A 19897-nucleotide genomic window follows, 5' to 3' on the forward strand; every position below is an offset into this window, starting at 1 on the left:
AATTACTTTTTAGTTTTCCAGATAAACCCATCCAGTAAATAATGTGTAAACTGCGGAACAGTAAGCAAAGGCACTAACAAAATCTGCCAGCCCGAAAAATCAAAACCGCTTACTGTGATGTTTTCATTCCAGACAAAAAACTCCCACAGAAACTCTTCTGAAAAAGCAATTACAAGCAGTATTCCAATGTAGATCAAAAGCCCTTTGTATTGTTTTAAAAAAGACAAACGCCCTAATTCTACTTCCGATTTTCCATCAATTTCTTTAAAATAAACCAATGCCATGTACGGAATCCCGTGTGAAACAACATTCAGCAAAGTAAAAATCAAATCATTATTAAAATAAACAATCCCAAAATACCAGGACAAAGCCGTTCCCAGAATAATACCGTTTTTAGGAATATTGAAAAATTGGTTCTGAATAGATTTTACAGCGGTATAAACACAATATAAGATCATAATTCCGATATAAATCCAAAACAGGATTTCGGGAATTCTTTCGTTTTCAAACCTAAAAAACTCCTCTTCAACAAACCAGTTAAACTGTCTTTTGGAAGAAAAAAACCAAAATAACATCGGATAAACAGTTGAAGCATAGATCGCAAGATTATCTACAACAACAGAGAGCCTTGTTTTATGCTCTTTGCGGGCATATAACCGCATAAAGCCATATTGCTGCCTTATAAAGTGAAAAACAGCCACATACGCCAAAAAAGACCAAAAAACCAAACTGCCAAAAGAAAACAGAATCAGTCCTGCTGCAAAACAAATAACAGGCAGAAGCAATAATCGTTTTTTATCTTTTTGAAATTCCTGTTTTACAAAATACGTTTTAAACAAAGTCGCATAAACATGTGCCACGTCTATAAAAACAATCAAAAAAAGCCAGGTATAAAAAGAATAATGTTCTTCGATCTGAGTTATATAATCCTTAAAAATAAAAATAACCGCCAATACAAAAAATGACGGACCAACAATAAAAGCTAAGTCGGTTTTGGGTTTATGAATCCAGGGCTGTGTCATCTGTAATTTCATTTACAATATTAATTCCCTGATGAAAAGCTTCTTCAAAAATCGAAATTCCCGATAAATCACTGTGTGCGAAATAGATCTTATTCTGAATGTTTTGTCTGGCTTGTTTTTTGGCTTCTCCAAAAATAAAACCCGGCGCAGGCGAAATCATTCCGTGACCCAAAAGAAACACTTCGATGTCTTCTGTACATTCTTCAATATCCTTATGCGCTACTTTTAAATCGTTCAGGACAAACTGTTTCCAGTATTCTTTATCTTTTTTATAAAGCTCTTTTCTCGTTTTCTTTAAATCGGCAGACGAAAAACTATAATAATACGTAATCACTTTTTTGTCCTGAACCTGATTGAGTGTCTGATGCTGATCGTAAACATAACCCAAACCTTTTGCATCATAAATAACATTGTCCCAGGAAAGCGGAAAACTAAAATTATCCGCTAAATCATTCACTACTAAAGTTGCCAAAAGCCAGGGTGTATAATGAAACTCTTTGGTAAATACTTTTCTGTCTTTAATCAGATACTGATTTACAAACTGCGGAGAAGCCATGATGACTTTATCTGCAATTATTTCAACCGACGTTTTATTGACATCATCAAATGCTTTTGCGATTACTTTATTGTTTTCTACTTTGACATCATAAACCAAATGATTTTTGAGCGTTTTGTCTTTGCTGTATTTTTTCAGATGACTGGCTAAACGTGAATTTCCTTCCGGCCAGGTTAAAACACTGTCATGTTTTTCAGGAGTACAATCTTGTTTCCTTCCGGCAAAATAATGAATTCCCGCCCAGGCCGAAACATAATCGATTCCTAAACCAAAATCGTCTTTACAGCAATAATCGATATAATTAAACAAAGGTACAGACGTAAAATGATTATCCCTGAACCACTGTTTCATAGTGATTTTATCCAGAGCTCTAGTATCTGAATCTGATGAAGAAAGATAAAGTGGAATATCAAACAGATATTTCTGGTCTTTACCTTTGGCAGTTCTAAAAACATCCATTTTTTTGAAGAATGTATCAAACTCCAAATCGTCTGAAATCAAATTTCCTTCTTTTGGAACGACACCTTCCTGCCAGTTATTCTTGTAAAACAAGCGTTCGTTGGGCGCAAAAGTCAGCTGTAATTCATCAAAAACAGGAAATCCTTTTTCGTCATAACCCAAAATTATCTTTTCTTCTTCCAGAAAATGCAGCAGCTCTTTGTCCTGAAAATTAGGCAACGGCAGATAATGTGCTCCCAAAGGATATTTAGAATATTTGTTTTCTCCGTTGGAAGAATTTCCGCCCAAATGATTTTCTAATTCTACCATCAAAAAATCGGAAATTCCTTTTTTATGAAACTGGCGTGCGGCACTCAAACCTGAAATTCCGCCGCCAACAATCAAATATGGAATTTGGATTTGTTTCACCGGTTTAGGAAAATCTTTAATCCATAAACGATGTCCAAGCAGATGTTTTGTACCCGATAGACGAATCATCAACACCGCAATTTTATCCGAACAAAACTGCAGAAACGGAACCGCGATTAAAGCCGCTCCCACTACTTTTATAAAACTCCTTCTGGATTTATTGCAGTTTTCCCCACTCTTCATCAAAATAGCGTACTAAAATCTGGTTGTCTAAACGATTGATTTCTATTTGGTTCGAAATCATATCATTTGTAAAATAATTAAAACGATCGAACTGATAATTGTAAAATTTCAATCCGTCAGCTTTTCGGTTTATCGTATTAAAAGTGGTTCCGAAACCATTGATCGCAATGGTATATCCCCATTCTCCAAACGACGGAACATACGCATGATACGCATCAACCTGCGGAAAAACCTGCATTACCGTTTTATTGATACACCAAAACGATTTCGGTGCAAAATAAGGCGAAGTCGTTTGTATCACCACCGCCGCATCTGGTTTTAAAATGGTTTTAATAGTTTGATAAAAATTAAGCGAATACAATTTCCCCAGACTATAATTGGACGGATCCGGAAAATCGATTATTGCCACATCGTATTTTTCTTTGTTGTTTTTTGCCCAAATATAAGCATCGGTATTGATGACCGTAACTTTAGGGCTATTCAACGAATTCTGATTAAAATTCGTCAATACCGAATTGGTTTTGAACAGCTTTGTCATTCCTTCGTCCAGATCGACCAAAGTTACTTTCTTTACGTCTTTGTATTTTAGGATTTCACGAACGGCAAGTCCGTCTCCTCCTCCTAAAACCAAAACATTTTCGACACTTTCTGCCATCGACATCGCGGGATGAACTAAAGCCTCGTGATAACGATATTCGTCAGCAGAACTAAATTGCAGATTATTATTCAAATAAAGCCTGTAATCGCTCTTATTATGCGTTAAAACGATACGCTGGTATGGCGTCGAATTCGTATAAATGATATTTTCTCCATACAATTTCCCTTCTGAATAGGCGAGAATATCATTCGAAAAAATAAAAACAGCCAGTAACAGCATAAAAGAAAAAACAGCTTTTGCCCTTAATAAAGAGGGTTTCTTTAATTCTCTTTTTAACAAAAAACACAAGGCAATAGCAATACTTACATTGATCATTCCGAAGAAAAGAGAGGTTCCCATAATACCCAATTTTGGCACTAAAACCAACGGAAATAAAATAGAAGCCAGAAGCGCTCCGATATAATCAAAAGTAAAAACATTCGAAACCAAGTCTTTAAACTCGACTCTGTCTTTTAAAATATTCATTAAGAGCGGAATCTCCAATCCGACCAAAAATCCGGTTACGAAAACAAATAAATATAAAATGAACTGAAAAGAACCTACATTTTCAAAAAGCAGAAACAGCACTACCGAGCTTAAACCGCCTATAAGGCCCACCAGAATCTCGATTTCTACAAAAGTGTTGAGCAGGTTTTTATGAAAAAACTTTGAAAAAAAAGAACCTATACCCATCGAAAACAGGTACACACCAATAATAAATGAAAATTGTTTTACTGAATCGCCTAATAAATAACTTGCCAGAGTTCCTGCAACCAACTCGTAAATAAGTCCACAGGTAGCAATTATAAATACGGCAAAGAGTAAAAGAAACTCAAACCTGAAAAACTTATTACCCATGAATTGCGGCACTAACAATCATCGAGATTCCGATGATAAATGCTGCTAAAACAATCGCAACAGCAACATTATTTTTTTCTGTAACTTCTTTCCAGGTGTTTTCCGGTGTTATTTTTTCGATAATAAAATAGGCGAATAACAAAATGATAATTCCTAACAAAGAAAAAATAATCGAATTAACAATTGGCTGGGTATGTATTAGTTCCATATAATTAAGTATTTATTTGTGGTAAAAACGATTTATTGATGAGTGGCTGCTTCCTGCACCTTTGTAGTTTTCTGTTCTTTCGCAATCGCAGATTCTATTTCCTGCCATTGTAAAATAAAGGTAAACGCCAAAACAAAACAGACCCAGTAACAGGGCTGTGGCATTATTACGTATAAAATCTGAAATTTTTTTCATAACTTTTTATTCGCTGTAACGAGAATAGGAACTGTCTGCCCATCTCTCTTTTTCAAGATTATAACTAAAATAGCGTATGATCAGATAAATGATTATCATACCTAAAATAACAAACCATGCATTTCGGCTCGATGGTTCATTCCAGACCACATTTACCCGCATTTCGCCATTGGTATGATCTTCCGGCGCTTTCATCGGACTTATTAAAAGATGGTATTTTCCCTCTTTTACACCACAGATATTAAATTCCTCAGACGTACTGCCTTCTGTCCAGTTTTCGCCGTCAGTATAACCGTGGTAATATTCGATATCTTTATTGGCGTAAATTTCGTCGCCCGTATTTTCATTTACCAGCGCAATATTAAGATTGGCCCACGAATTGTCGACATCTGTAGACACCTTAATGGTTATGGGTGCCGAACCTCCTTTTAAAACAAAAGCATCGGTGGTAATCTCTTTATTGTCAAACTCGCTAAATGATATAGTTTTCGAAAAAACAGTCTGCTCAAACTGATCTTTATAAATATACCAGTTGGTCGTAATAATCAATAAGGCGGTAAAACAAAAAATTACGGCAAGGTCCCTAAGGTTAAATTCTTCCGGCTGAATAAGGTTTACTCCGTGCTGATAGGGCAGTGTAATGTTTTTAAAAGCCTTTTTGATTTCTTTCTTTTTAATGTATTCTCCATAAAAAGCCGTTTCGACTCCCTTCACTCTTTCAACAGAAATCATATAAGGCGGTCTGATATATTCTACTACAGGAATTACTAAATTCTGCGGCAGTTCGAAATCAAAAAAACCTTCTGCATTAATTATAACGGTATTAGAATACTCAAAAATACTATAATCCAGGTTATCATATTCTAAAACAGAAGGATTCGACTTTACATTAAAAGTCTCTTCCATTTCGGTCAATAAAATCCAGTGTCCCTGAGAAAGCGAAAGATAAAGAAACTCTTTCTTATCATTTTGAAGTATATACTCCGTCCATCGATAGTCCGGATGAACTTTTTTAGCCAATATGCCGGTAACAGTATATTCGCTTCCTTTGAGGAATCCAACATCGCCAACCTCTAAAGGCCGACTGTCTATTTCGCCTTTATACTGCGATTTTCTGCGAAAACTTCCTTCCTTATCACGGGCATACAGACTGTGACAATTAGGACAAACAAAATTGACCACTTCAAAACCAACCTCTAATTCGGTTTCTATATTACAATCGTAACAAGGAATTTTCATGCTCTATCGGTTAATTTCAAAATCTTTAATTATTTCTGCTTCAAAATAGGCAACGTAATCGGCCATAACTCCACGTACTTTTTGCGAATTATCCTGAAGGTAATTACATAAATATACATCGAGTGTAAGCTGATGGTATTCAGGCCAGGTGTGTATACAAATATGTGATTCTTTTAGGCAGTACGAAATGGTAAAACTGTCATTGTCAAAATCGTGCACCACGGCCCCTACTTTTTCAAGTTCGTATTTTTCTAAAATGGAATTTGTAACGGCAACAAAACCACTGCTATTGGTAAGCTTCGAAATTTCGCTGACCTGTAAAGTAACCAGTTTATGCAATCCTGGCGAATAAGGAGGTAAATCCATTACATTATTAAAATTGACAAGTGCCAAATATATAATATTTCCGGAACAAAATATTGAGGGAAACCGTATTTTGAATATAACTTTTCAGAACTATATGTTTATGATTTTTTCTTTTTTGAAGGAACAGAAGTCTTGTTTTTGTAAATTTGACTCTTCGAGAATAATTATAAACCGTATCTTACAAAAAACAGCTTGTTTTTTACCAAAATTTATTTTTCTCTAAAATTTTTAAATACCTTTGATGTATGAGCACAACATCCAGACCATATCATATAGGGCGAAAAATAAGCCGTATTCGTGAACTTAGAGACATGAAGCAAGAAGCATTGGCACAGGCTTTAGGAACCAATCAGCAGACCATTTCGGCTATGGAAAACAGCGAAACCATAGACGAAGAAAAACTCAAAGAAGTGGCAAAAGTTCTTGGAATGACTGTTGAAGCCATTAAAAACTTTTCGGAAGAAGCCGTAATCAATTACTTTAATAATATTTACGATAATGCTGCTTTTAATAAACATTACAATGAATGCACTTTCAATCCTTTAGACAAAGTTGTGGAGCTTTATGAACGATTAGTTCAGGCCGAGAAGGATAAAAATGAATATTTGGAGAAATTACTGAAAGGGAAGTAAAAAACTTTTTTAAAATATAATTATCTAGGAAAGAGGCTGTCAAAGGATAGCCTCCTTGCATAAAATAAAGATACTATGACAAACCCCAGAGTGGGTACAATCTTTATAGAATTTCAATACGAAAATGATAAAAAGCTCCAGAGGAGCGACATATTTTTTGCAATTTAAACTATATGTCACTCCTCTGGAGCTTTATTGGAAACATTTACCGTTTTCTATAAATATGGTGCTTCTCCGAAGCTTACAAAAAATGAGCTGCCTTTTTGAGACAGCTTTTTTTGTTTCTAACAGAAAGCCTGTTGCATTCGTAATTCATAATTACGTTCGATCTCTTTTATTTCTTCTTCTGTCAGTACAGAAAACTCTTTTTCAATAGCTCTTTTTGAAAATTTCCCATTATTTTGTTCTAAAAAACGAATCAATAACGCCACAGTTTTGTCCGGCATTTGAAATTCATCATCCAGATAACGTTTCATTTCATCATATTTTTGAAGATAAGTCACTTCTTGCGGAATAACATTTTCAATGGTATCGTTTACACAATCATACAAAAACTCAGCTTGTTTTGTAGCATCAAAATAGCGATAAAAATCGATTGTTTCATTTAAGACTTCTACATTGTTCGATTTTGTTTTTTCCCATTCGATAAAATCAAGTAACGGATGCGAATACGATTCTAATACATTTCTATAATCATCAATATGATTTAAGATAGAAGCAGATACAGGAAAAATAATCCCCTGATTTGTAAATTTCATTTTAGATAAAATATGATGAATTATATATCGATGAATTCTTCCGTTCCCATCTACATATGGATGAATAAATACAAAACCAAAGGCAATTAATGAGGCAGACAGAACAGGGTCAAAATCAGAATCTTTAAGTTTTTTGTAAGTCTCAATCAAGCCATTGATCAATTTTTCAATATCTTCTTTTTTCGCCGAAATATGTTCTGGTATTGGTTCGCCCGTTGTACGATCATGTTCACCTACAAAACCACCTTCTTTCCTAAAACCCATTTCTATAAAACGGCTGTTTTCAATTACAATTTGCTGTAATCTTAAAAGTTCTTCCTTATCTAAAGATTTTGAACCTGCCTGACCAATTGCTTTTCCCCAGCGAACAGCCCGATTTACTGTAGGATTTTCTCCTTCGATGGAAAATGAAGCTTTTGAATCTTTTAGCAGTAAAAAGGCCGATGCTCTTTGTAAAACATCTTTATGAAAAGCTTTTAAATAAGTATCTTTTTTTTGAGAAAGGTTTTCTGCAATATATTTTTTTAGTTTGTCTGTTTTAAAAATCAGCGGACAAAAATCTACGGTTCCTGGTAAATTATTTTTAATTCGATGGCGGCTGGAATTAACAAAAGTTGATAACCCAAACTGGACATCTTCATTTAACAACGGAATAAAATTTTTGATTGTCAAATCTGGAATGTCTAGTTTTTCCTGCATTAACCATTCATATAAAAACCATATTTTTCTGCTGTATTGTCCCGTTGGTTCTAAAAGAACTAAAGCTGTTATTTCTTCTTTGGAAATTTTCTCAAATAATTTTTTAAAGAATAATAGATTTATGCCTTCATACTTTAACGCAAAAACAATATGCTTATACAAAGTATCCTCAAAACTGTTTCTGGAAGAAAATACTCTCCAATCATTTGTTTCATAAGCCCTTCTTTTAGAACTAATAATTGCTATTTTAATAGATATAGGCATATCTAATTTAAGTCCTTCTATAATTGCTGAATAGCCAGCTAATTTGCCTTCTTCAGGAGCTTTAAGTCCGTTAAATACATTAACTAAGAGTGAAAAACTACTATTATTCATACAATTTTAAAAAAAATAATTAACTCAAATATAGTGGAAAAACAAGTACAACTACGGAAAAAAAGGTATTATATTTAATTGTTTTGGAAAAATAGGTAATTAAAATATAAACCAATCGCTAAAATCATAGCCAAAGAATAATATGCAGACTTATGTTTTGCTTAGAGGTATCAAAAAGTTCAGCGATTTAACTTTAAACTCATCCAAACATCTCCACCTCTAGCCAAAAGAGTTACATGGGATTTTCCGTCAACAGTATTGTAAAAAATAAATTCTTGTTTTGCCATCTTAAAAAGAAGTTTTTTACATTAAGATTATCACAACAAACAAAAAGTTGGTAATTAGAGAAAGTTAATAAAAAAAAACCTCGAAATATACATTTCGAGGTTTGATATTATTTTAAATTAAAACTTGCAGAAAGGAAGGGATTCGAACCCTCGATACAGTTACCCATATACTAGCTTTCCAGGCTAGCTCCTTAAACCACTCGGACACCTTTCTATTTTCGGTTTGCAAAGAACACAAAAAAAAACGAGTCCACAAAGTAATTTTTAAGATTCGTTAATGCTTTTGCTAAATTCTTCCATAAATAACTGAACTGCTTTCTTTTGATAACTCCCAATGGTAAGCATAAATGAGTCTCTTTTGGTTACTACACCTGTAATTTGAATGGCTTTAAGACTATGTTCCCAGCCTTTTAAAGCCTTTTCGGCCACAATGGTTGCCCAGTCACTGTTTTCTACCATTTGCAGTAAGGCATTAATCGAATTTAACTCTATAGAAATCTTCGGTTTCATATGATGTTTTACAAACAATATTTCGACATATTCTCTCGAATTTGATCCTTTTCCCGGAAGAATCAACGGCACTTCTTCTATTTTCTTAAAAGGTATTTTTTCTAAAGAAGCCAAAGGATGTGTTTTAGCGACCGCCATTACCATGTTTGAAGTAAACAAAGGCACTTTTTGAATTGGAGGACCAATTTCATGCGACGAAATAACTAATACCAAATCTAGTTCATTGTTAATCAGTTTTTGTTCCAAAGATTCTGTTGTACCATAATCTACTATAATTCTTAAATTCTGATATTGTTTAGCAAAAGCATTCACAACCGGCAGCACCAGCAGTCCAAAAATGTAGGTTACACCTATTCGCAGTTCACCGCCAATCATTTCGTTTAAATCTTCGATTGCCTGTTTGCCGTTTGCTACATTTTCTACCACTTTTTTGGCATGAATTAAAAAAACAGAACCTGCCTCTGTAAGCTGTACTTTTTTCCCGATTCGCTTAAACAAGGGCATGCCGAGTTCTTCTTCCAGTTTTTTTATCTGCTGCGAAAGTCCCGACTGCGTCACAAAACAAAGTTCCGCTGCTTTGGTAAAGTGCAAAACCTCAGCTGTTTTAATAAAATATTCCAGTTGATAGATTTCCATATTAATAAGTTTTACTACTTGTTATCAGTAAAATTATTAATTTTTCTAATGAAATCATAATCCCGACCTTTGTATCAAATAATTTAAGATCATGTTTAAAGCCTTAAAATCTAAAAATTTCAAGTTGTTCTTTTACGGACAATCCGTTTCTGTTATTGGTACCTGGATGCAGAAAACCGCTGTAAGCTGGATGGTTTACAGCATCACCGGTTCTGTTTTCTTATTAGGACTGGCAACCTTTTTAAGCATGATTCCATCTTTGTTTCTGGCACCTTTGGCCGGAAGTATTATTGGCCGTTACGACAGACACCGTGCTATACTTCTTTTACAGTCTTTGGCAATGCTTCAGGCAGGAACATTAGCTTTGCTGATTTATCTCAAAATATACAATATCAACTTCATTTTAGCATTAAGTTTAATTCAGGGAATCATCAATGCTTTTGATATGACCTGCCGCCAGACCATGATGATTGACATTGTCGACAATAAAGAAGATCTTCCAAATGCCGTAGCACTGAACTCTACCATGAACAATTTTGCCCGAATTGCAGGTCCTGCCCTTGCCGGGATTATTCTGCACCAATACGGAGAAGATATTTGTTTTATAGGGAATTTTGTGAGTTATGTTCCGGTTTTAATTTCATTGATGCTGATGAAAATTACACCCCATATTAAAGCCGAAAACAAACTCAATATGCTCGAAGATCTTCTGGAAGGGCTGGATTATGTAAAAAAAGAAACCGAAATGGCCAGAATGCTCTTAATGCTTACCTGCAGCAGTTTGTTCGTGATTTCTTTTAATACTTTGATGCCCGTGTTTGCCAAAGATATTTTTAGCGGTAATGCCGAAACGTTCAGCTGGTTTGAAAGTGCCGCCGGAATTGGTTCTGTTTTATCTGCCGTTTATCTGGCCAATTTAAAATCGGCTGAAAATATGGGAAAACTGATGATCGCGGCCAGTTTACTACTCGGATTCAGTATTATCATTCTGGCCGTATCCAGTAGTATAACAATCGCTCTGATCTGTATGACTTTAAGCGGCATCGGCATGATGGGACAAACCTCATCGATCAATATTTATATTCAGACCCACAGTATTGTGAGTATGCGCTCCAGAAGTATCAGTTATTTTATGATGGCGTATCAGGGAATGATTCCTGTGGGAAGTTTAATTATTGGTTATGTTTCTCATTCCCTTGGCGTTAGAACTACTGTTGCGCTTCAGGGCGTTATTTGTATTCTTTCGGTTATTGTGTACACGTATTATAAAAAACATAAATCAGCAGAAGAATTAGAAACCTGTCCGGTGCACTATAAAAACTGATTTTTTCGGATTTCACTTTTCCGGACCTGGTCAAAACAGCGTATTCAAAAAACTAAGAAAATTATCATAATTTTTTATTAATGACTTTGGCTTTTACTTCCAAAATGGATAGATTTGAGAAACAATCATTAAATATAAACCGTTATGAAAATTCAGATCAACACCGACAAACACATCGAAGGACATCAAAGATTAGAACACTATTTTTCTGAAGAATTAGAAAAAGGTTTAGCCCGTTTTGAAGACAAAATTACTCGTATCGAAGTACATTTTGGAGATGAAAATGGCGAAAAATTCAGCCTGAATGATAAAAAATGCGTTCTTGAAATCCGTCCGGTAAAATTACAGCCTATTACCGTAACCGAACATGCTGAAACTCTTGAAAAAGCTTTTAACGGTGCTTTGAGTAAAGCAAAAAAATCACTTACTACCGCTTTTGAGAAACTAAAAGCCTATTAATTTTTAAACCATAAAAGATATATAAGTTCATAATAGCAAAGCTAAAAAAACAGAACTTAATCCTTCTATATTTTAAAACCATATACGTTACATAAGTCTTTATTTAAGAAAGCCCAAAAGCAAAGCTTAAATTACTTAATGTAACCTATATGGTTTTATTATTTTCTCTCTGTATTTCTTTACGATTTTGGAAGCGGAGCCCCTACAGCAATATCACAGCGGTGCCCCGGCTGTCCGTGCGGAGGGTTCATTCCTTCGGCAACTGTTTTATTGGTTTCGGTACTCAGTAAAGCCGGAACCGGATTGGCGGCAGGCGGAGGCGTAACCGTAAAATTTTGTGTTGCGGTTCCGCTTTGTGCTGTTGTTGAAGCTGCTGCAGTAGTTTTAGCCGCTGGCGAGTTTAAAGGCGCTCCAACCGGAATATCACATCTGTGGCCTGGCTGTCCATGAGGCGGATTCATTCCCTTTGCCACTTTCACGGGTGATGCTGTGGTTGTGGTTACTACATTTTTCTGTCCGGAATTTACCTGAACCGTTTGCGGCTGAGAAGCCTGTACCTGTTGGGTTGGTACCGAGTTCAAAGGGGCTCCCACAGCAATATCACAACGGTGTCCCGGCTGTCCGTGTGCGGGATTCAAACCTTTGTTGTCGCTTAAAACAGTATTAGGATTTGAAGGAGAAGCCTGAGGCTGCTGTACTACCGAATTGGTTTTGGCAGTGTCTTTCATCAAACCTAATTTGACCAATTCAGAAGCAGGTGTGCTTTCCTGCGGTTCCAGTTCCTTTTTGCAGGAAACAAAAAGCAGGGATGTTACAGCAAGTGAGCTTATAAAGATTTTAGGGTTCATACGTGTGGTATTTTAAAAACTCTCAAATATACTTGTTTTTTCAAACTTAACCCTATACAAAATGTAAGATAATTTAAGTTTAACTTTGGTTTGCTTTTCCTTTCTGTAAAGAGCAATCCTGGCAACCGCCAGATTCCTTTCTGCTTCTTCCCGAATAATCCTGTGCTTAAAAAAAATTAATACCTTTAAACTCAAATACAATATCTCATGAAAAAAACACTTTTACTTTTTTTATTTGTGGTTTCTTTTGCCAATGCTCAAACCGACAAAGACAAAATCAACCAAACCCTTGATGCCTGGCATAAAGCAGCCGGCGAAGTTAAATTTGATGCCTATTTTAATGTTCTGGCCGAAGATGCCGTTTATATTGGAACAGATGCTGCCGAAAACTGGACCAAAAAAGAATTTGCAATTTGGGCAAAACCCTTTTTTGACAAAGGCACTACCTGGAATTTTAAAGCGCTTGAACGCCACATCTTTTTTGATAAATCCGGAAAACTGGCCTGGTTTGATGAGTTATTAGATACTCAAATGAAAATCTGCCGTGGATCAGGAGTTTTAATCAAAATAGGAAAAGAATGGAAAATCCAGCATTACGTTCTGTCAATGACCATTCCTAATGACGAAGTAGAGGCGGTAACCAAATTAAAAGCTCCTATTGAAGACGCTTTGATTGCGAAGCTTCAAAAAAAATAAACATTTTTCAGCTTTATTCTTATAAACATAACTTTTCCAGCACCTAATACGTTAAAATATCAATTTAATTTTAATGTAATTAATAAAATTAGGCGTAAATTAGGGGATCAAAATAAAATAGTCTTAAAAAAATAGGGTGTATTTTACAAAATTGTTCAAAATAAAAATACACCCACTATTTTAACAGCCCTTAAAATCAAAATATTTAATTTTTTATAACTTTGACCCCAAAAAAAATAGGGTTCAATTAAGTATTTTAAAAATGAAAATAGAAAAACGCTGGATTATCTCCTTCCTTATGATAAGTGTTGTTTGTACGATAGGTGCATTTTGGCCAACAGTTACAGAAAATAAATATGTTTTATCAGAATTTGGGACTACAGACCATATTGTACCAGCCGATGTTGCCTGGATGCTTACTTCAAGTTGTTTAGTATTGATTATGACTCCGGGATTATCTTTTTTTTACGGAGGAATGGTAGGCCGTAAAAATGTAATCTCAACCATGCTGCAGAGTTTTATCTGTCTGGGAGTTGTAACTCTTTTATGGGTAGTAGTCGCTTTTAGTCTTGCTTTTGGCGAACCTGTTGGTTTTGGATCCGGAGACCATTTTTACAGCTTTTTTGGAAATCCCGCTACTTTTGCCTTTATGGATTATGTAGGTGTTCTGCCTCATAAACAGCTCGCTACCACTATTCCGTTTATGCTTTTTGCTTTGTTTCAGATGAAATTTGCTATTATCTGCCCGGCTATTATTACCGGTTCTTTTGCAGAACGTGTTCGTTTTATCTCTTACTTAGTGTTTATCAGCTTATTTACGATTTTTATATATGCGCCTTTGTGTCACGCTGTATGGTATCCAACAGGTGTTTTAGGAAGCTATTTTGGTGTTAAGGATTTTGCCGGAGGAACGGTTGTACACATGAGTTCCGGTTTTGCCGCTTTAGCCGGGGTTTTAGTTTTAGGAAAAAGGAAAAACAGCCAGCACATTCCAACCAATATTCCGTTTGTGTTATTAGGAACCGGAATGTTATGGTTTGGATGGTTTGGTTTCAACGCCGGATCTGCACTGGCTGCCAACGGAACAGCAGCAATGGCTTTTGCCACGACAACAACCTCATCTGCAGCTGCTATGTTAACATGGATTTTCTTTGACAGAATGAACGGAAGAAAAGTTTCGGCATTAGGAGCCTGTATCGGAGCCGTTGTGGGATTAGTAGCTATTACGCCAGCCGCAGGATTTGTTTCAGTACCGGAAAGTATGTTTTTTGGTTTTGTAACTGCACTGGTTTCAAACTCGGCCGTAAACTGTCGTTTTTCTAAAAAGTTTGATGACACATTAGATGTTTTTGCCTGTCATGGTGTAGGCGGAATCATGGGAATGATCTTAACCGCTATTTTTGCCCATGGCGAAAATGCGAGTCTGTTACATGGCGGATGGAATATTTTTGGCCACCATATGATGGCATTGGTTCTCGTTTCTGTATTCACTTTCTTTGGAGCTTATTTCTTATTCAAAGTAACCAACTTTATTATTCCGTTACGAGTTTCAGAAGAATCAGAACACATGGGACTGGATTTATCACAGCACGATGAAACGCTTGATCCAAAATTAAAAGCTATTACAGAACCACATTACGGTTAAAAAAAATATTTCTTTCCGCCGCGAATTCACAAATTATTCTAAAAATAAAATTTGTGAATTCGCGGCGGAAAACTTTTAAAGCTAATTCCGCTATTTTCATTCGTTTATATTCCTTAATTTTGCCGAAAATTTTTGAAAAGTGGGAAGTAAAAACAAACTTAAGAGATTCAGAGAAAATGAAACGTTTCAAAACGTTTTCCAGCCAACCAGAGAAGAAGTGGTAGGCGATTTAATGCCTTTAAAAGGAAAATGGAACTCCGATTTCTTTAAAAATGACAATCCTCTGATTTTAGAATTAGGATGCGGGAAAGGTGAATATTCAGTTGGACTGGCAGAAAGATATCCCGACAAAAATTTTATCGGAATTGACATTAAAGGTGCCCGTTTCTGGCGTGGTGCCAAAACCGCTGTTGAAAACGGACTTCATAATGTTGCTTTCGTTCGTACCCAGATCGAACTTATTAACCATATTTTTGCCGAAGGCGAAGTAGACGAAATCTGGATTACTTTTCCGGATCCGCAGATCAAATACAAAAGAACCAAACACAGAATGACCAACTCTGAGTTTTTGAAACTGTATAAAAAAATCCTTAAAAAAGATGGTGTTGTAAACCTCAAAACCGACAGTGAGTTTATGCACGGTTATACTCTTGGATTACTTCACGGAGAGGGTCACGAAGTATTATATGCCAATCATAATGTTTATAAAAATGAAGGAAGTCCTGAAGTGGTAACTTCTATCCAGACATTTTATGAAAAACAATATTTAGAAATTAACAAGGCAATTACGTATATTCGTTTCAAAATTAAAGACTAATTTAATTTTGAAAATAGTATCTATCTTGTAACCGATTCAATAACGTAATGGCATTATTCACTCCATTTATTTCAGGTTTTATAGCCGCAGCAATTGGGATTATTCCACCGGGATTAATCAACATGACAGCAGCCAAAATAAACCTGAAAGAAGGGAAAAAGAATGCTCTCTGGTTTGTAATTGGTGCCGTTTTGGTGATCTTTTTTCAGGTTTATGTTGCGGTTTTGTTTGCCCGTGTCATTGACAACCGCCCTGATGTGGTAACGCTTTTACGCGAAGTAGGCTTTGTGATTTTCTCAATCCTTACGGTTTACTTTTTATTTATCGCCAAGGAACCTAAAACCAAGAAAAAATCAAAAATTAAAAAAAGCAGCGGTAAAAGCCGTTTTTTTCTGGGCATGCTGCTTTCGGGTTTAAACTTTTTCCCTATTCCGTATTATGTCGTGGTAAGCGTAACACTCGCATCTTACCATCTTTTTGTATTTGAAAACACTATTATTTTCACTTTTGTTTTAGGATCCATATTGGGCTCTTTTGCCATTTTGTACAGCTATATTGCTTTCTTTGGCAAGATTGAAAAGAAAACCGATTACCTGATGCGAAACATGAACATGATTATAGGCAGTATTACCGGTTTAGTCGCTATAGCTACCCTTTTTAATATTTTAAATTATTATTTCGGATAAAATTCTGCCAAATAAACAGTACTTTTAAAATCCTTCTAATCCTTACATTCTGAAAGCTTTCAGGAATAACAAAATAATTTATGGCTGAGGAAAATTTTTTCGAAAGAGTGTATGCGGTTGCCAGACAAATTCCGTACGGAAAAGTAACTTCTTATGGCGCAATTGCAAAAGCACTGGGTACCGCCCGTTCTGCCCGAATGGTAGGCTGGGCAATGAATGCCTGCCATAACATGGACGATGTTCCGGCACACAGGGTTGTCAATCAAAAAGGACTTTTAACCGGAAAACATCATTTTGACGGAACCAATTTAATGCAGCAGCTTTTAGAAAGTGAAGGTATTGAAGTAGTCGATAACCAAATTGTCGATTTTGAAAAACACTTTTGGAAACCGGAAGTACAAGGTTAAACTTCCTCCTTACAAGCCATACAAGTTCCTTTCAAACGGACTTAATCATACTGAGCAAACTTTTTCAAAGTTCACCAATTACAATTAAAATACATTCTTTTTTAATGACCTTATATCGCTTACCTTGTTCATTTTAAATCAAACAAATTACAAAACTGGTTTTACCCTCATCGGTCTGATAGCTTAAATAACCGCCATGGGCTTCGATGATGTTTTTAGAAAGTGTTAATCCAATTCCGGCACCGTCTTTTCTGGTAGTAAAAAAAGGAAGAAATACTTTGTCCTGAATTTCAGGATCGATTCCTTTTCCGTTATCCGAAATGACAATAAAAAAACGATTGTTTTCGGTATAACTTGACACATACATTTTCTTTTCCTTTTTCTCTTTCAAAGCGTGTATACTATTGGTAATTAAATTAATAATTACCTGCTCCATCTGATTTTTATCAATCAGTATCGAACGGGAACTGTGGTTCTCGTTTATGAGTTCGATATTTTCGGCTTTTAAAATCGGATTCATGATTCGGAGACAGTCTTCGAATAGAGCATTAACAGGTGTCATCTGCCTGGTTGGCGTAGGCAGCATGGCCAGTTTACGGTAATTCTCAACAAAAACCTGCAAATGGTCGCTGCGGTTTATAATGGTCGAAATACTGCTTTTAATATCCTCAAAATCGTCTGCTTCCAGATTTTCCTGATCTACTATATGAAGCAGGTTCTGGGAAAGCGCCCGAATAGGTGTTAACGAATTCATTAATTCATGAGAAATAATTTTCATCAGATTAATCCAGGCTTCTTTTTCTTTTTTCTCAATCACACGCTGAATACTATCCAGCAGAATAATAAAATATTCTTTGTTGTAAGTCTGGGTTCTGGATGTCTGAAGCATAAAAGTCTGCAGGTCCTGTTCTTCTATTTTTATGGAAACCGCCGATTTTAGTTCGCTGAAATCTGTTTTTTCAATTTCCGAACAAAGAGAAGGAAGATAGTTTTTAAGATATTTCCAATGACTTACTTTAGGTACTTTAAACAATTCTGAAAAACAATCATTCATTAAAAAAACATCCCAGTCTTCGTTTTCTTTTGCCAGTATTAAAGCCGCCGTATCAATAGTATTTAAAAGCGAACGATAAATCAGTTCTTTTGAAGTCTGCTCCTGCTGCTGCACTTTTAAAGTTTCGTAAAGCAGATACAAACTTTCAAAATTATCTTTTTTATGCTCTTCCGGGAAATGGGTCGAAAAATCATTGTTCAGGATGGAAAGCAGTGTCCGGTCATAAAACTGAAGCTGGTTTTTGACATACAAATACATTTCGGCCAGCATTAAAAATGCAAAAAATCCAACCAAAAGAGCATTATAATAAAACATTTTAAAGATCAGAAAAAAAGAAAAGAAAAAGAGTGCCATGACAAACAAGACTCTCACAAAAAATGCATTATAAAATTTCCAGTTCTTCATTTAGTATTTTTTAACCATTAAGAGCCCATGAAGCAGATAAAAAATCAATTCTTAATTCTTAATTCTTAATTCTTAATTCTTAATTCTTTAAATCATATTTTTCAATTCTTCTATACAAGGCTGCTCTTGAAAGACCTAATTCTTCGGCAGTCTTAGAGATATTCCCGTGATGCTTAAACAGCGCTTTTTCAATAGCCGTTTTCTCCATTTCAGATAACGGATTTTCATCATTTTCCTGTATCTCTTCAAAATCCAGTATGTCCAGATCAGTCACCGAAATGGTTTTATTTTCGGCCAGAATCAGAGCGCGTTCAATTTTATTTTCCATTTCCCGCACATTTCCTTTCCATGGATATCTTTCTAAATAAGGCGCCGCAATGTTATCAAAGTGCCAGTCTTCCTGATTGTACTTTTCGGCCACATTTTCTAATATAAAATTCGCCATCGGAACAATATCTTCTTTTCGTTCCCGCAGCGGCGGCAGGTATATTTCCATGGTATTAATACGGTACAACAAGTCCTCACGGAATGTTTTGCTTTTTACCTCTGCTTTTATATCATTATTAGTCGCCGAAATGATTCTTACATTCAGCGGCCTCGCCTTACTTTCACCCAGACGGGTCACCGTTTTGGTTTGTAAAACATGCAATAATTTAGACTGCAGATGAAGCGGGATATTACCAATTTCATCCAAAAAAATAGTCCCGTTCTGTGCCCTTTCAAATCTTCCCGGTGTATCGGTTTTAGCATCTGTAAAAGCTCCTTTGGCATATCCAAAAAGTTCACTTTCAAATAAATTATCACTCAGCGAACCTAAATCAACATGTATAAAAGGCTGGTCCTTTCGTTCTGAATTCTGATGAATAAATTCGGCAAAAACATATTTTCCGGTTCCGTTTTCCCCTAAAATCAAAACGTTTGCATCGGTTCTGGCTACTTTTTCGGCTACGGCATACGCCTGTTTTATTTTCGGGGAATTCCCAACAAAATAACGTTTCTCTATTTTTTCTGTTACTGTTTTTTTACTGTTTTTTCGGCTTTCGGTAACCGCCTTATCGATCGTTTCCAGTAATTTTTCGTTATGCCACGGTTTTAAAACATAATCAAAAGCCCCTATTTTAATACCTTCAACAGCCGTTTCAATTTTCCCAAAAGCGGTCATTAAAATTACAATCGTGTTGGGCGAAAGTGTTTTAATTTCTTTCAGCCAGTGAATACCCTCCCGTCCGTCTTCAAAACCAATTCGGTAATTCATATCCAGCAGGACCACATTAATGTCATTTTCGTTCAAAACAGAAATGATTTTTTTGGGACTATTGGTCGTAAAAATCGTTTCAAAATGTTTTTTGAGAATCATTTTTGCCGAAAAAAGAATTTCTTCCTGATCGTCTACAACTAATATCTGGGCTTGTTTTTTTCTCATGCTGTATTTTTTTGTTCGGTTTCGAACGGTCAACTGTTCATTATCGAACACTCTTTTTGGGAATGATTTTTAAAGCTTCTTTAAAATCAGTGCTTTACAAAAAAT

General features: G+C 35.6%; 20 protein-coding genes and 1 tRNA gene. 8 read left to right on the forward strand and 13 right to left on the reverse strand.

What is annotated here, in order from left to right; genetic code table 11:
* Nucleotides 1-2 precede the first annotated feature (2 nt).
* From ACODST_RS01700 to ACODST_RS01730, 7 genes are read right to left on the reverse strand one after another with little or no spacing between them, the layout of a single operon-like run.
* Complete coding sequence (locus ACODST_RS01700) at nucleotides 3-1034, reverse strand: hypothetical protein (RefSeq protein WP_488930382.1); 1032 nt, start codon at nucleotides 1032-1034, stop codon at nucleotides 3-5.
* Nucleotides 1000-2628 carry a flavin monoamine oxidase family protein gene (locus ACODST_RS01705; RefSeq protein WP_488930383.1) on the reverse strand — a complete coding sequence of 543 codons (1629 nt, stop codon included), beginning with the start codon at nucleotides 2626-2628 and terminating at the stop codon, nucleotides 1000-1002. Before ACODST_RS01705 ends, ACODST_RS01700 begins: the two co-directional genes overlap by 35 nt.
* Nucleotides 2603-4123, reverse strand: coding sequence for a polyamine aminopropyltransferase (locus tag ACODST_RS01710; RefSeq protein ID WP_488930384.1), 1521 nt, complete (start codon nucleotides 4121-4123; stop codon nucleotides 2603-2605). The genes ACODST_RS01705 and ACODST_RS01710 overlap by 26 nt, the downstream gene beginning before the upstream one ends.
* Nucleotides 4116-4331: a DUF350 domain-containing protein gene (locus tag ACODST_RS01715; protein ID WP_488930385.1), complete on the reverse strand. Its 216-nt coding sequence runs from the start codon at nucleotides 4329-4331 to the stop codon at nucleotides 4116-4118. Before ACODST_RS01715 ends, ACODST_RS01710 begins: the two co-directional genes overlap by 8 nt.
* Nucleotides 4332-4343: 12 nt before the next feature.
* A complete protein-coding gene (locus ACODST_RS01720; protein WP_488930386.1) occupies nucleotides 4344-4526 on the reverse strand; it encodes a hypothetical protein in 183 nt (60 codons plus the stop codon).
* A gap of 6 nt (nucleotides 4527-4532) precedes the next feature.
* On the reverse strand, nucleotides 4533-5765 hold the full coding sequence (locus ACODST_RS01725) for a DUF4178 domain-containing protein (protein WP_488930387.1): 1233 nt from the start codon (nucleotides 5763-5765) through the stop codon (nucleotides 4533-4535).
* A gap of 3 nt (nucleotides 5766-5768) precedes the next feature.
* A complete protein-coding gene (locus tag ACODST_RS01730) occupies nucleotides 5769-6158 on the reverse strand; it encodes an S-adenosylmethionine decarboxylase family protein (protein WP_488930388.1) in 390 nt (129 codons plus the stop codon).
* Nucleotides 6159-6376: 218 nt separating this feature from the next.
* On the opposite strand from ACODST_RS01730, the gene ACODST_RS01735 reads away from it, so the two are divergent.
* A complete protein-coding gene (locus tag ACODST_RS01735) occupies nucleotides 6377-6763 on the forward strand; it encodes a helix-turn-helix transcriptional regulator (protein ID WP_488930389.1) in 387 nt (128 codons plus the stop codon).
* A gap of 284 nt (nucleotides 6764-7047) precedes the next feature.
* On the opposite strand, the gene ACODST_RS01740 is transcribed toward ACODST_RS01735, so the two are convergent.
* The 3 genes from ACODST_RS01740 to ACODST_RS01750 form a co-directional block, all read right to left on the reverse strand.
* Complete coding sequence (locus ACODST_RS01740; RefSeq protein WP_488930390.1) at nucleotides 7048-8595, reverse strand: Fic family protein; 1548 nt, start codon at nucleotides 8593-8595, stop codon at nucleotides 7048-7050.
* Nucleotides 8596-9009: 414 nt separating this feature from the next.
* Nucleotides 9010-9096 (reverse strand) — tRNA-Ser (locus tag ACODST_RS01745).
* Between the two features lie 50 nt (nucleotides 9097-9146).
* Nucleotides 9147-10028 carry a LysR substrate-binding domain-containing protein gene (locus ACODST_RS01750; protein WP_488930391.1) on the reverse strand — a complete coding sequence of 294 codons (882 nt, stop codon included), beginning with the start codon at nucleotides 10026-10028 and terminating at the stop codon, nucleotides 9147-9149.
* Between the two features lie 91 nt (nucleotides 10029-10119).
* Between ACODST_RS01750 and ACODST_RS01755 the strand changes: the two genes are divergently transcribed.
* Together ACODST_RS01755 and ACODST_RS01760 are read left to right on the forward strand one after the other, a co-directional pair.
* Nucleotides 10120-11352, forward strand: a complete 1233-nt coding sequence (locus ACODST_RS01755; RefSeq protein WP_488930392.1) for an MFS transporter — start codon at nucleotides 10120-10122, stop codon at nucleotides 11350-11352.
* Between the two features lie 144 nt (nucleotides 11353-11496).
* A complete protein-coding gene (locus tag ACODST_RS01760; protein WP_488930393.1) occupies nucleotides 11497-11811 on the forward strand; it encodes an HPF/RaiA family ribosome-associated protein in 315 nt (104 codons plus the stop codon).
* 179 nt (nucleotides 11812-11990) lie between these two features.
* Here the strand turns inward: ACODST_RS01760 and ACODST_RS01765 are convergent, their stop codons facing one another.
* On the reverse strand, nucleotides 11991-12659 hold the full coding sequence (locus tag ACODST_RS01765) for a hypothetical protein (protein WP_488930394.1): 669 nt from the start codon (nucleotides 12657-12659) through the stop codon (nucleotides 11991-11993).
* Between the two features lie 207 nt (nucleotides 12660-12866).
* Here ACODST_RS01765 and ACODST_RS01770 point away from each other — a divergent pair, with 207 nt between their 5' ends.
* From ACODST_RS01770 to ACODST_RS01790, 5 genes are all read left to right on the forward strand, one after another.
* Nucleotides 12867-13355 (forward strand): nuclear transport factor 2 family protein, encoded by a 489-nt coding sequence (locus ACODST_RS01770; RefSeq protein WP_488930395.1) that lies wholly within the window; start codon nucleotides 12867-12869, stop codon nucleotides 13353-13355.
* Nucleotides 13356-13617: 262 nt separating this feature from the next.
* Complete coding sequence (locus ACODST_RS01775) at nucleotides 13618-15000, forward strand: ammonium transporter (protein WP_488930396.1); 1383 nt, start codon at nucleotides 13618-13620, stop codon at nucleotides 14998-15000.
* A gap of 139 nt (nucleotides 15001-15139) precedes the next feature.
* Nucleotides 15140-15817 (forward strand): tRNA (guanosine(46)-N7)-methyltransferase TrmB, encoded by a 678-nt coding sequence (trmB, locus tag ACODST_RS01780; protein WP_488930397.1) that lies wholly within the window; start codon nucleotides 15140-15142, stop codon nucleotides 15815-15817.
* A 47-nt stretch (nucleotides 15818-15864) separates the two neighbouring features.
* Complete coding sequence (locus ACODST_RS01785) at nucleotides 15865-16503, forward strand: LysE family transporter (RefSeq protein ID WP_488930398.1); 639 nt, start codon at nucleotides 15865-15867, stop codon at nucleotides 16501-16503.
* A gap of 80 nt (nucleotides 16504-16583) precedes the next feature.
* On the forward strand, nucleotides 16584-16910 hold the full coding sequence (locus tag ACODST_RS01790) for an MGMT family protein (protein WP_488930399.1): 327 nt from the start codon (nucleotides 16584-16586) through the stop codon (nucleotides 16908-16910).
* A gap of 133 nt (nucleotides 16911-17043) precedes the next feature.
* On the opposite strand, the gene ACODST_RS01795 is transcribed toward ACODST_RS01790, so the two are convergent.
* Nucleotides 17044-18369: a sensor histidine kinase gene (locus tag ACODST_RS01795; RefSeq protein ID WP_488930400.1), complete on the reverse strand. Its 1326-nt coding sequence runs from the start codon at nucleotides 18367-18369 to the stop codon at nucleotides 17044-17046.
* A gap of 79 nt (nucleotides 18370-18448) precedes the next feature.
* Nucleotides 18449-19792, reverse strand: a complete 1344-nt coding sequence (locus ACODST_RS01800) for a sigma-54-dependent transcriptional regulator (protein WP_488930401.1) — start codon at nucleotides 19790-19792, stop codon at nucleotides 18449-18451.
* Nucleotides 19793-19897 lie beyond the last annotated feature (105 nt).

The sequence above is a fragment of the Flavobacterium sp. FG19 genome, from assembly GCF_057809475.1.

Coding starts and splice junctions, on each gene's coding strand:
- ACODST_RS01775 (WP_488930396.1), top strand. CDS start 13,618: ATGAAAATAGAAAAACGCTGGATTATCTCCTTCCTTATGATAAGTGTT.
- ACODST_RS01710 (WP_488930384.1), bottom strand. CDS start 4,123: ATGGGTAATAAGTTTTTCAGGTTTGAGTTTCTTTTACTCTTTGCCGTA.
- ACODST_RS01770 (WP_488930395.1), top strand. CDS start 12,867: ATGAAAAAAACACTTTTACTTTTTTTATTTGTGGTTTCTTTTGCCAAT.
- ACODST_RS01795 (WP_488930400.1), bottom strand. CDS start 18,369: ATGAAGAACTGGAAATTTTATAATGCATTTTTTGTGAGAGTCTTGTTT.
- ACODST_RS01740 (WP_488930390.1), bottom strand. CDS start 8,595: ATGAATAATAGTAGTTTTTCACTCTTAGTTAATGTATTTAACGGACTT.
- ACODST_RS01700 (WP_488930382.1), bottom strand. CDS start 1,034: ATGAAATTACAGATGACACAGCCCTGGATTCATAAACCCAAAACCGAC.
- ACODST_RS01755 (WP_488930392.1), top strand. CDS start 10,120: ATGTTTAAAGCCTTAAAATCTAAAAATTTCAAGTTGTTCTTTTACGGA.
- ACODST_RS01790 (WP_488930399.1), top strand. CDS start 16,584: ATGGCTGAGGAAAATTTTTTCGAAAGAGTGTATGCGGTTGCCAGACAA.
- ACODST_RS01720 (WP_488930386.1), bottom strand. CDS start 4,526: ATGAAAAAAATTTCAGATTTTATACGTAATAATGCCACAGCCCTGTTA.
- ACODST_RS01750 (WP_488930391.1), bottom strand. CDS start 10,028: ATGGAAATCTATCAACTGGAATATTTTATTAAAACAGCTGAGGTTTTG.
- ACODST_RS01705 (WP_488930383.1), bottom strand. CDS start 2,628: ATGAAGAGTGGGGAAAACTGCAATAAATCCAGAAGGAGTTTTATAAAA.
- ACODST_RS01800 (WP_488930401.1), bottom strand. CDS start 19,792: ATGAGAAAAAAACAAGCCCAGATATTAGTTGTAGACGATCAGGAAGAA.
- ACODST_RS01725 (WP_488930387.1), bottom strand. CDS start 5,765: ATGAAAATTCCTTGTTACGATTGTAATATAGAAACCGAATTAGAGGTT.
- ACODST_RS01760 (WP_488930393.1), top strand. CDS start 11,497: ATGAAAATTCAGATCAACACCGACAAACACATCGAAGGACATCAAAGA.
- ACODST_RS01735 (WP_488930389.1), top strand. CDS start 6,377: ATGAGCACAACATCCAGACCATATCATATAGGGCGAAAAATAAGCCGT.
- ACODST_RS01715 (WP_488930385.1), bottom strand. CDS start 4,331: ATGGAACTAATACATACCCAGCCAATTGTTAATTCGATTATTTTTTCT.
- ACODST_RS01785 (WP_488930398.1), top strand. CDS start 15,865: ATGGCATTATTCACTCCATTTATTTCAGGTTTTATAGCCGCAGCAATT.
- ACODST_RS01765 (WP_488930394.1), bottom strand. CDS start 12,659: ATGAACCCTAAAATCTTTATAAGCTCACTTGCTGTAACATCCCTGCTT.